Here is an 11,251-nt window from a genome sequence, read left to right as displayed (position 1 = left end):
ATGTATCATCTTCATCGATGAAATCGATGCTGTCGGTCGTCAACGGGGCGCAGGTCTCGGTGGTGGACATGATGAGCGTGAGCAGACATTGAACCAACTTCTCGTCGAGATGGATGGATTCAGTGAAAACGAAGGTATCATCATGATCGCAGCAACGAACCGTGCTGATATTCTTGACCCAGCCTTACTCCGTCCAGGTCGTTTTGACCGTCAAATCACGGTTGATCGTCCAGATGTCGTCGGTCGTGAAGCAGTCTTGAAAGTTCACGCACGGAACAAACCGCTCGATTCGACGGTTGATTTGAAAGCTATCGCACAGCGGACACCTGGATTCTCAGGTGCGGATCTTGAGAACCTTCTGAATGAAGCAGCACTTGTTGCAGCACGTTCAGACCGTGATAAAGTCTCGATCGTTGATCTCGAAGAAGCGATTGACCGTGTCATCGCAGGACCAGCGAAGAAGAGCCGGATCATCTCGCCGAAAGAGAAAAAGATTGTCGCATGGCACGAAGCAGGACATACGATCATTGGTGTCACGCTCGACGATGCGGATGAAGTACACAAAGTAACGATTGTTCCTCGCGGTAACGCGGGTGGATATGTCGTCATGTTGCCAAAAGAAGATCGTTACTTCATGACGAAGCCGGAACTCGAAGATAAGATTACTGGATTGCTCGGTGGTCGTGTCGCAGAGGATATCGTCTTCGGAGAAGTCTCGACTGGGGCAAGCAATGACTTCCAGCGTGCGACAGGTCTTGCACGGAAAATGGTCATGGAGTTCGGGATGAGTGAAAAACTCGGACCACTTCAATTTGGATCAGGTCAAAGTGGCAACGTCTTCCTCGGACGTGATTTCCAAAACGAACAGAACTACTCGGATGCGATCGCACACGAGATCGATACGGAAATCCAAGCGATCATCAACCGCTGTTACCAAAAAGCGAAAGATATCCTGACTGAGAAGCGCGATCAGCTCGACTTGATTGCAACGACGTTGCTTGAAGTCGAAACACTTGATCAAAAACAAATTCACCATCTCCTAGAGACGGGCGAATACAAAAAACATGAACCAGAAGCAACGACTCCAAAAGCAGAAGAGAAAGCACCGGAATCGACAGATGCAACTGTTGATCAACCGACAGAGTCTCCAAAGCAAATGGGTTCAGTCGTTGACGAAGGGAAAAATGTAGATACGGATACACCAGATACGCCGCGTCGCGACGATCAAGTGTAAACGGATGGAACGGATTCGATTGATATCGAATCCGTTCTTTTTTGTGGCAGACCGAGCGAATACACATCGGTAGGTGTGACCATACGAGCATGGTATAATCACAACGTATATAGTTCCGATCGTGAAACAACGGAATACAATAGAAGCATGAAAATTGAGAAGAAGCGGGGAAATAAGCAAATGATTTTAGTCATCGATGTCGGAAATACGAATATCGTCTTAGGTGTCTATCAGGGACAAGAGTTGATTGAGCATTGGCGGATTGCGACAGACCGGACACGGACGACGGACGAATACGGTATGCTCGTCAAAGCGTTGTTCCGTGACGCAGAGCTAAACGTGGAAGAAATCGAGGGAATCGTGTTATCATCTGTCGTACCCCCCGTCGTGTTTCCACTAGAAAATATGTGTGTGCGTTACTTTAAACGCCGTCCGTTCTTGATTGGACCAGGAATCAAGACAGGACTGGATTTAAAAGTCGATAATCCACGGGAAGTGGGAGCCGATCGAATCGTCAACGCAGTAGCGGCGACGGCGAAATACGAGGGACCGATGATCATCGTCGATTTCGGAACAGCGACGACGTATTGTTACATCGATGCAAAAAAACGGTATTACGGCGGCATCATCTCACCCGGTGTGATGGTTGCAACCGAGGCACTCTATAATAAGGCAGCAAAATTGCCGCGAATCGAAATTGCGAAACCGCAGTCAGCCATCGGACGGAATACGATCCATGCGATGCAGTCGGGGACCTATTTCGGATATGTGGCACAGGTGGACGGACTCGTTCACCGGATGAAAGAAGAAATGGGAGAAGCGAAGGTCATTGCGACCGGCGGCTTAGCCCGATTAATCAGCGAGGAATCCACGATGATTGAGGTCGTCGATCCATTCTTGACGTTAGATGGATTACGGATTATCTACGAACGANNAATAAGTGAGGGAATCAAGATGAAACGTGAAGAATTATTAGCACAATTAAAAGATGACTATTTAGTACGGGCGTTAGGCTTCAATGGAGAAGTCCGTGCGTTTGCAATCCGTTCGACGAAGACGGTCTATGAAGCACAACTGCGCCACCAGACGACACCTGTCGTCACAGCAGCGCTCGGTCGGACACTGACGATCGGTGCAATGATGGGTACGATGCAAAAAGGCGATACACGTGTCACATTAAAAGTCGAAGGCGATGGACCGATTGGGAAAATCATCGTCGATGCCGATGCAAAAGGTGTCGTACGTGGATATGTCAGTCGTCCCCGCGTCGAGATGGATACGTATGTCAATGCAGATGGTCTGACGAAACTAAAAGTGGGTGAAGCGGTCGGTCGCGGAAACATCTCTGTCATCAAGGATCTCGGACTACGCGACTTCGTCGGTGGTCAATCGCCGATTCAAACAGGTGAGATCAGCGAAGACTTCACGTATTACTTCGCTGTATCGGAACAAAGCCCGTCGGTCGTTGGGGCTGGCGTTCTCGTTTATCCAGAAGACGAATCAGTCATCGCAGCAGGTGGCTTGATCGTTCAATTGATGCCAGGTGCATCGGAAGAGACGATTGCAGCACTCGAAAAACGTGTTGGAGCCCTAAAACCGATCTCGATTCTCGTCGGTGAGGAAAAAACACCAGAAGAAATGTTAGAACTCGTTCTCGGTGACTACGAACATCTTGATACGATTCCAGTATCATTCGAATGTACGTGTGACCGTGACAAATTAGCGACAGCGATCATCGCTCTTGGACCAGATGAGATTCAAGCGATGATTGATGAAGATGGTGGTGCGGAAGCTGTTTGTCACTTCTGTTCAGAGCATTATCACTATGATGTTCCAGAATTAGAGGAACTTCGCGAAAAATCACTCGAAAGAGCATAAGAGGGATCTAATATGGGGAATGTACAACCTAAGTACTTGTGGATGTTGATCTTCATCTTAATGTTGACGAATTTCATGACCGGTGCTTACGCTTTCATGGGTGAGCTCCCAAAGGTCGATTCTCCTAAAATCGTTCAAGACAGCATCGGTGGTCCGCTCGAGGATGTCGTCGCCGAAGTCGGTGATGAGAAAATCACGCGCGCGATGGTCTATCAGACGATGCGAACGGAACAGGAAAAACAGACGATTGATCGTTTGATTCAAGAAGCGGTCGAACGCCAGACGAAGGATGGAAAAAAGCCGGAAGTCAAACGCTTTGATTGACAGATTTCATCCAATCCGCTGATAATTAGTTTATCGGATTACTTGGAATTCAAGCGGTTCACTAATGAGGAGGAATGGTCATGCGTATTGCGAATTCAGTATTAGATTTAGTCGGTCGCACCCCGATCGTCAAGTTACATCATCTAACGGGTCCTGAGGATGCAGATGTGTATCTGAAATTGGAGTACATGAACCCTGGATCAAGCGTAAAAGACCGGATCGCGCTATCCATGATTGAGGCCGCAGAAGAAGCGGGTCAACTCAAAGAAGGAGACACGATCATTGAGCCGACAAGTGGGAACACAGGGATCGGACTAGCGATGGTCGCTTCGGCGAAAGGATATCGCGCCATCCTCGTCATGCCGGAAACGATGAGCATGGAGCGCCGGACGTTGCTTCGTGCCTATGGTGCGGAATTGATTCTGACTCCGGGTCCTGAAGGGATGAAGGGTGCGATCGCTCGCGCGACAGCGGAAGCAGAAGAACACGGTTACTTCATGCCACAACAATTCAATAACGGTGCCAATCCAGTCGTTCATGAAAAAACGACAGGTCCTGAAATCGTCGAAGCGTTCGAAGGCATGCAACTCGATGCGTTCATCGCGGGAATTGGAACGGGTGGAACGATCACCGGTGCTGGTAAAGTGTTACGCGATGCTTTCCAAGGTATTGAAATCATTGCCGTCGAACCAACGGATTCACCGGTCTTATCAGGTGGGAAGCCGGGACCACACAAACTGCAAGGAATCGGTGCTGGGTTCGTGCCGTCGATTCTCGATACAGAGATTTATGATGGTGTTGAGCAAATCACGACGGAAGAAGCATTCGATCACGCACGCCGAGCAGCGAAGACGAATGGTGTCTTAGGTGGTATCTCGTCAGGTGCTGCGATTGCAGCGGCGCTCAAGACAGCGAAACGTCTCGGTAAAGGGAAAAACGTTCTCGCAATCATTCCTTCGAATGGAGAGCGGTACTTAAGTACACCGCTGTATCAAATCGAGGAAGAAGCAGACCAATCGAAGTAATCAACTGGACGTACACGGAAGTCATTCGGCTTCCGTGTACTTTTTTGCGTATAATGAGAGCAGAATAGTGTGAAGTGAGGGACGCGTATGCGACAGACGAAATACAAAGCAGTACCATGGACGAAAGAACAATTCTACAATCGATATGTTGAACAGACGAATGGCACAACGGGACACGTCTGGCTCGAAAGCGGTCGAATCGGCCGGTATACGATGGCGGCGACTCGTCCTGTCGGATACGTCCGGACAAAAGACGGAACGACGACGATTGAGACAGATGGAAAAGTCGAGACATCGACGGCGAATCCGTTTGATGTACTCGAACAGCTCCGCGTCGACCGTGAATCGATTCGACCGGATGGAATGCCACCGTTCTTTGGTGGGTTTGCCGGATACGTCAGTTATGATGCCGTCCGTTATTTAGAAAAGCTACCGGAGCGAGCGACGGATGATCTGCAAACACCCGATCTATCATTTTACTGGTACGATGAAGTCGCCGTGTTTGATGAAGAAACGAAGCAGTTGTTCATTGCCGTGACACGAGACACGGCAGAAGAAGCAGAGCGAGTTCTTGAAACGGAAGTCGCACGTTGGTGCATCGAGACGGATGCACCTCAATTTACAGCGACTGGTTCGTCCGGCGAGCGAGAACGGGCTTTCGGGCAGGAAGCGTTCATGACAGCGGCACACCGGATTAAATCCTATATTGAGGACGGTGACGTTTTCCAAGTTAATTTGTCCGTCCGCCAACAAGAACCGCTTGGGACGACAGCGGAACATTTGTATGATGTATTACGACAAGTCAATCCTTCTCCATACATGGGTTACTTTGCGGATGAAGATTTAACACTCGTGTCCGCCTCACCCGAGTTGCTCGTCGAAAAAATCGGCGATGCGTTAGCCACACGTCCGATTGCCGGAACACGACCGCGCGGGAAGGATGAAGCGGAGGATTTACGACTTGCGAAAACCTTACTCGATAATGAAAAAGAACGGGCAGAGCATGTGATGCTCGTTGATTTAGAGCGAAATGATTTAGGGCGCGTCAGTCGTTATGGTACGGTTCATGTCGATGAGCTGATGGTGATCGAGAAATACTCGCACGTACAACACATCGTCTCAAACGTCAGAGGGGAAGTAGCTCCGGAACACTCGGGGAGTCAGGTGCTCGCTGCGATGTTCCCAGGTGGTNNCTGGCGCACCAAAAATCCGGACGATGGAAATCATTGAAGAACTGGAACCGGTCCGGCGCGGTATCTACACTGGGTCGCTTGGCTTCATCAGTTGGGCGGATGATGCCATTTTCAACATCTTGATCCGGACACTCGTCGCAAAAGACGGGATGGCATATGTCCAAGCAGGTGCTGGAGTCGTCACAGACTCGGACGCAACACGTGAATACGAAGAGTCACTTAGTAAAGCCAAAGCGCTATGGGTGACAAAAGAAACAGCGGAGGGAACGCAATGATTGTATTGATTGATAACTATGATTCCTTTACGTACAACTTAGTCCAGTATTTCGGCGAACTTGGGCAAGACATCCGGGTATTTCGCAACGACGCGATCACCCTTGCGGAAATCGAAGCATTGCAACCGGATCATCTGGTCATCTCACCGGGCCCCTGTACACCGAATGAAGCGGGGATCAGTCTAGAAGCGATTGCTTATTTTGCTGGGAAGGTACCGATACTAGGGGTCTGCTTAGGTCATCAAGCGATTGGGCAAGTATTCGGTGGTAAAGTCGTCCGCGCGAAGGAAATGATGCACGGAAAAGTCTCGCCACTGACACATGACGGACAAGGCATCTTTGAACGGATCCCACAAGCGACGCCGGTGACACGTTATCACTCGCTCGTCGTTGAACGCGAGACATTCCCGGAAGTGCTCGAAGTGACGGCGGAAGCCGGTGGAGAGATCATGGCACTCCGTCACCGGACGTTGCCGATTCTCGGTGTCCAGTTCCATCCGGAAGCGATTTTGACGCGAGACGGTAAGCAGATGTTAAAAAATTTCTTGGAGTTGACGCATTATGTATCTCTGGCATGACGGAACCATTAAACGAGAAGAAGAAGTACGCATCTCCCCGCTCGATCACGGATTCGTCTACGGGATGGGTGTATTCGAGACGTTTCGGACATATAACGGACATCCGTTTTTGTTCGATGATCATATTGAACGCTTACGGATGAGTTGTGTCGCACTCGGAATCCAGCTAGCATATGATCGGGAAGCCTTACGGCAAGCGATCCAAGATTTATATGCAGCATATGGGGCGAACGATTTATACATTCGGTTGAACGTCTCTGCCGGTCCACGCGAGATCGGTTTATCAATCGATCCTTACGACACGCCGACCGTGTTGATCTATGCGAAACCAATCGCTCCGCGAAAACGGGCGGAACGTGCACTCGAGACGATTCGTTTACCGCGCAGTACGCCGGAGACGACTTACCGCTTGAAGTCACATCATTACATGAACAATCTAGTGGCGAAACGACAATTGTTCAATCCGGAAGCAGAAGGGCTGTTTTTAACGAAGGAAGGTCATGTCTGTGAGGGCATTACGTCAAACATCTTTTGGCGTTACGGAAGTACATGGTATACGTCACCGCTTGAAACCGGTGCACTGAACGGGATTACCCGTCAGTTTCTCATGCAACATGTACCGGTCGAAGAACGCTTGGTTTATTTACCGCAGCTCGAAGAAGCAGATGAGATCATCTATACGAATTCCGTTCAGGAAGCGGTCGCGATTTCGTCACTTGACGGACGCCCTTTCCCTGGAATCAACGGAACAGGATATGCACAAATCATGACGCTGTTCGATCAATCCGTCGAACATGTGACGACAAGGAGAGAACAAAGATGACTTACATCATGGGTATCTTGAACGTGACACCGGACTCCTTTTCGGACGGTGGACAATATGTCGATGTCGAGCAAGCGATGCGGCAAGCGCGTCAGCTCGTCGCGGATGGAGCAGATGCGATCGATGTCGGTGGAGAGTCGACACGGCCGGGTGCAGCGTTCGTATCAGTCGAAGAAGAACTCGCCCGTGTTTTACCGATCATCAAGCGCATCAAACGAGAGCTGAACGTACTGGTGTCGATCGATACGTACAAACCTGTCGTCGCAGAGGCTGCTATTCAAGCGGGAGCGGACATCATCAACGATGTTTGGGGCTCGAAGTGGGGCGATCGTTCGATGGTCAACGTTGCTGCGCAGTATAAAGTACCCATCATTTTGATGCATAACCGGGAGACGGCGCATGGGACAGATATGCTGGCAGAAGTTCGAGCTGACCTTGAGGAATCAATTCGGTTAGCAAAACAGGCAGGCGTGGCGGAAGAGCACATTTGGCTCGACCCGGGGATTGGATTCATGAAGACGCATGAAGAGAACTTGTACCTGATGCGTCATCTATCGATCGTAACGGACTTCGGGTATCCGGTTTTACTCGGAACATCCCGTAAATCGATGATTGGTCTCGCGCTTGGATTACCGACAGAAGAACGACTCGAAGGAACGATTGCGACGGTTTGCTACGGGATTCAACAAGGATGTGACTGGATGCGTGTGCATGACGTCAAAGAAGTCAAACGGGCAGCGCAGATGATGGACATCATGTTGGCTGCGACGAAGGGGGAATAACGGTGGATCGAATTCATGTAACAGGAATGCGTTTTTATGGGTACCACGGTGTATTCGAAGAAGAGACAAAACTCGGTCAACGCTTCAATGTCGACTTATCGATCGGACTTGCATTGGCAGAAGCCGGTCGGACGGATGATTTGACGAAAAGTGTCAATTACGCCGAATTGTATGAAGCGACGAAACGTGTCGTCGAAGGAGAACCGCTCCAACTCGTCGAAGCCTTGGCGGACCGTATTGCAAAAGCAGTATTTGCGTTAGACGAACGAATTCAAGAAGCGTCGATCAAGGTCATCAAACCGGATCCGCCGATTGCCGGTCATTATGAACATGTGGCGGTCGAGATCAATCGCCTTCGGGAGGACTATGCATGAAGGAAGCTTACATTGCACTCGGCTCGAACATCGGCGATAAGGCGGCTCACTTAAGAGCAGCGATTACTCGCCTGAGAGCGTTACCGTCTGTTCATGATGTGAAGGCCTCTTCCATTTATGAGACGGTACCTGTCGGATATCTCGAGCAGGATTTATTCTATAATATGGTCGTCGCAATTCAAACGACGGATGAGGCATCTGTCTTACTTAGACGACTGCAGGAAATTGAACAGCTAGAAGGACGCGAGCGTCTGTTCAAAAATGGACCACGAACGCTTGACTTAGATATTTTGCTATATGAGGAAGAACGCATTGATCTCGAAGGATTAACCGTTCCGCATCCGCGGATGCAAGAGCGGGCATTCGTCCTCGCACCATTACGTGAACTCGCAGCAACATGCGTCATACCCGGTCTTGGACAAAGCGTCGAGCAGTTGTATCAGCAGTTACCAGAGACAGAACGAAACGGTGTACGACGGTTAGGTGGGCTTTTAGAAGCGGAGGAACAATAATGGAATTTAACATTGGTGATGTCAAACTGAAGAATCAAGTCATCTTGGCACCGATGGCAGGCGTCTGTAATCCGGCGTTTCGGTTAATTGCAAAGGAATTCGGTGCGGGACTCGTCTGTGCGGAGATGGTCAGCGATAAAGGGATCTTGTACGAGAACGAACGGACGCTACAGATGCTGTACGTGGATGAGCGGGAAAAACCGCTCAGCCTTCAAATCTATGGCGGTTCAAAAGAGACACTCGTTCAAGCGGCACGATATGTCGAAGCGAACACGAATGCCGATATCATTGACATCAACATGGGCTGTCCGGTCCCGAAAGTCACGAAAAGTGATGCTGGAGCGAAATGGTTGCTTGATCCGGATAAGGTATATGAGATGGTCCATGCGGTGACGCAAGCGATCGATAAACCCGTTACTGTTAAGATGCGGACCGGCTGGGACAGTCATCACATCTATTGTGTTGATAATGTCAAAGCGGCAGAAGCGGGTGGTGCGAAAGCCGTTGCCATCCACGGGCGGACACGTTCGCAAAAGTATGAAGGGGTCGCAGACTGGAACATCATTGGCGAAGCGAAAAAAGCGGTCAACATTCCGATCATCGGAAATGGAGATGTTCAGACGCCGCAAGATGCAAAACGAATGATTGATGAGATCGGCGTCGACGGTGTCATGATCGGACGGGCAGCTCTCGGGAACCCGTGGATGTTGTATCAGACGATCCAGTACCTCGAATCAGGAACGCTTCCAGCAGAACCGACGGCGCGTGAGAAGATTGATATCTGTCTCTTGCACGCCACACGACTAGTCGCGCTAAAGGGAGAAGAACTCGCCGTACGCGAAATGCGGACACACGTCGCCTGGTATTTGAAAGGAATGAAGGGGAACGGTCGCGTTCGCAATGCGTTATTCAATATCGACACACACGCAGGACTCGTCGAACTGTTACAGCAGTACTTGCAGACACTCGAAGAAGACGTAGCATATGCCTAACAGGTAAAGTATAGTCGGACAGAGTCGTTTTGTGGTACGCTAGTTGCATTGAAGATGAGCGTATCGGTTTTCTAAAAGGGCTGTCGGTCATTCCGACAGCTTTTTATTCGAGAGAATCGTCGTGAACCATTATTAAAAGGAGTGAAGACAGTGAGTCAGGATATGGAAATGAACGATCAAATGCAGGTGCGTCTCGGTAAGATGAACGCCATGCGTGAACAAGGTCTCGATCCATTCGGCGCACGTTTTGAACGTTCGACGGATACTGCGAGCATTCGTGCATCATTTGGTGAACATACAAAAGAAGAATTGGCTGAACTGAAACCGGAAGTTGCCATCGCGGGGCGTGTCATGACGACACGTCGTAAAGGGAAGGTCGGCTTTACGAACGTTCAGGATGTGCAAGGTCAAATTCAGTTGTATGTCCGTAAAGATGACGTCGGCGAAGAGGCGTATGAGATCTATAAGACATGTGACTTAGGCGACATCGTCGGAATTCAAGGATATGTGTTCAAGACGAATGTTGGTGAACTTTCTGTTCACGTCACAGCATTTACGTTATTAACGAAAGCATTACGTCCGCTTCCGGATAAATATCACGGATTAAAAGATATCGAGCAACGCTACCGTCAGCGTTACCTCGACCTTATTACAAACCAAGAATCACGTGAGACATTCATCGCGCGGAGTAAAGTCATTCGTGGAATTCGTCAATATCTCGATAACCTCGGATACTTGGAAGTCGAAACACCAATGTTGCACACGATTGCGGGTGGAGCATCGGCTCGTCCGTTCATCACGCATCATAATGCACTCGACATGACGCTTTACATGCGGATTGCGATCGAGCTCCATTTGAAACGTTTGATCGTCGGTGGACTTGAGAAAGTCTACGAAATCGGTCGTGTGTTCCGTAATGAAGGAATCTCAACACGCCATAATCCAGAGTTTACGATGATCGAACTCTATGAAGCGTATGCGGATTATAAAGACATCATGAACTTAACAGAGAACCTGATCGCTCACGTCGCACAAGAAGTACTCGGTACGACACAAGTCACTTACGGAGAAGACGTCATTGATCTATCTGTCGGTTGGAAACGAGCACACATGGTCGATCTCGTTAAAGAAGCGACAGGTGTCGACTTCTTTGAACAGATTTCAAACGAACGTGCCCTCGAACTAGCACATGAACACGGTGTTGAGGTCCAGTCACACATGACGACGGGACATATCTTGAATGAGTTCTTTGAACAAAAAG

The 11,251-nt window shown here is 49.4% G+C and carries 11 protein-coding genes and 2 pseudogenes; all 13 read left to right on the top strand.

What is annotated here, in order from left to right; all coding sequences use genetic code 11:
• Positions 1-1,234 (top strand): ATP-dependent metallopeptidase FtsH/Yme1/Tma family protein (locus tag B3G15_RS15900; protein ID WP_290722344.1); only part of this gene is annotated, 1,234 nt, incomplete at its 5' end.
• A 180-nt stretch (positions 1,235-1,414) separates the two neighbouring features.
• Positions 1,415-2,167 (top strand): annotated as a pseudogene (locus tag B3G15_RS15895) (type III pantothenate kinase); the annotation flags it as partial.
• A 21-nt stretch (positions 2,168-2,188) separates the two neighbouring features.
• On the top strand, positions 2,189-3,112 hold the full coding sequence (gene hslO / locus B3G15_RS15890; RefSeq protein ID WP_023466563.1) for an Hsp33 family molecular chaperone HslO: 924 nt from the start codon (positions 2,189-2,191) through the stop codon (positions 3,110-3,112).
• A 12-nt stretch (positions 3,113-3,124) separates the two neighbouring features.
• Entirely contained in the window at positions 3,125-3,436 is a 312-nt protein-coding gene (locus B3G15_RS15885) for a hypothetical protein (protein ID WP_023466564.1), read from the top strand.
• Positions 3,437-3,516: 80 nt separating this feature from the next.
• Positions 3,517-4,461 carry a cysteine synthase A gene (gene cysK / locus B3G15_RS15880; RefSeq protein ID WP_023466565.1) on the top strand — a complete coding sequence of 315 codons (945 nt, stop codon included), beginning with the start codon at positions 3,517-3,519 and terminating at the stop codon, positions 4,459-4,461.
• An 87-nt stretch (positions 4,462-4,548) separates the two neighbouring features.
• Positions 4,549-5,929 (top strand): annotated as a pseudogene (locus B3G15_RS15875) (anthranilate synthase component I family protein).
• Entirely contained in the window at positions 5,926-6,507 is a 582-nt protein-coding gene (locus tag B3G15_RS15870) for an anthranilate synthase component II (RefSeq protein WP_290722342.1), read from the top strand. Before B3G15_RS15875 ends, B3G15_RS15870 begins: the two are co-directional and overlap by 4 nt.
• Positions 6,491-7,330: an aminotransferase class IV gene (locus tag B3G15_RS15865; protein ID WP_290722340.1), complete on the top strand. Its 840-nt coding sequence runs from the start codon at positions 6,491-6,493 to the stop codon at positions 7,328-7,330. Before B3G15_RS15870 ends, B3G15_RS15865 begins: the two co-directional genes overlap by 17 nt.
• Entirely contained in the window at positions 7,327-8,112 is a 786-nt protein-coding gene (folP, locus tag B3G15_RS15860) for a dihydropteroate synthase (RefSeq protein ID WP_064301055.1), read from the top strand. Before B3G15_RS15865 ends, folP begins: the two co-directional genes overlap by 4 nt.
• A 2-nt stretch (positions 8,113-8,114) precedes the next feature.
• Entirely contained in the window at positions 8,115-8,486 is a 372-nt protein-coding gene (gene folB / locus B3G15_RS15855) for a dihydroneopterin aldolase (RefSeq protein WP_290722337.1), read from the top strand.
• Entirely contained in the window at positions 8,483-8,998 is a 516-nt protein-coding gene (gene folK, locus B3G15_RS15850; RefSeq protein ID WP_215085695.1) for a 2-amino-4-hydroxy-6-hydroxymethyldihydropteridine diphosphokinase, read from the top strand. The genes folB and folK overlap by 4 nt, the downstream gene beginning before the upstream one ends.
• Positions 8,998-9,990 carry a tRNA dihydrouridine synthase DusB gene (gene dusB, locus B3G15_RS15845; RefSeq protein ID WP_023466575.1) on the top strand — a complete coding sequence of 331 codons (993 nt, stop codon included), beginning with the start codon at positions 8,998-9,000 and terminating at the stop codon, positions 9,988-9,990. The genes folK and dusB overlap by 1 nt, the downstream gene beginning before the upstream one ends.
• Positions 9,991-10,152: 162 nt before the next feature.
• A partial coding sequence (gene lysS / locus B3G15_RS15840) for a lysine--tRNA ligase (RefSeq protein ID WP_290722346.1) occupies positions 10,153-11,251 on the top strand: 1,099 nt, incomplete at its 3' end.

It is taken from the genome of Exiguobacterium sp. UBA1053 (assembly GCF_002316465.1).
In the GTDB taxonomy this organism is placed as follows: Bacteria; Bacillota; Bacilli; order Exiguobacteriales; family Exiguobacteriaceae; genus Exiguobacterium_A; species Exiguobacterium_A abrahamii.
Note: the sequence above shows the minus strand (reverse complement) of the source record. Positions and strands in the feature narration are given on the sequence as shown.

Bases quoted from the DNA above. Each gene is read 5' to 3' on its own strand.
- B3G15_RS15865 (WP_290722340.1), top strand. From the start codon at position 6,491: ATGTATCTCTGGCATGACGGAACCATTAAACGAGAAGAAGAAGTACGC.
- B3G15_RS15870 (WP_290722342.1), top strand. From the start codon at position 5,926: ATGATTGTATTGATTGATAACTATGATTCCTTTACGTACAACTTAGTC.
- folK (WP_215085695.1), top strand. From the start codon at position 8,483: ATGAAGGAAGCTTACATTGCACTCGGCTCGAACATCGGCGATAAGGCG.
- hslO (WP_023466563.1), top strand. From the start codon at position 2,189: ATGAAACGTGAAGAATTATTAGCACAATTAAAAGATGACTATTTAGTA.
- dusB (WP_023466575.1), top strand. From the start codon at position 8,998: ATGGAATTTAACATTGGTGATGTCAAACTGAAGAATCAAGTCATCTTG.
- folP (WP_064301055.1), top strand. From the start codon at position 7,327: ATGACTTACATCATGGGTATCTTGAACGTGACACCGGACTCCTTTTCG.
- B3G15_RS15885 (WP_023466564.1), top strand. From the start codon at position 3,125: ATGGGGAATGTACAACCTAAGTACTTGTGGATGTTGATCTTCATCTTA.
- cysK (WP_023466565.1), top strand. From the start codon at position 3,517: ATGCGTATTGCGAATTCAGTATTAGATTTAGTCGGTCGCACCCCGATC.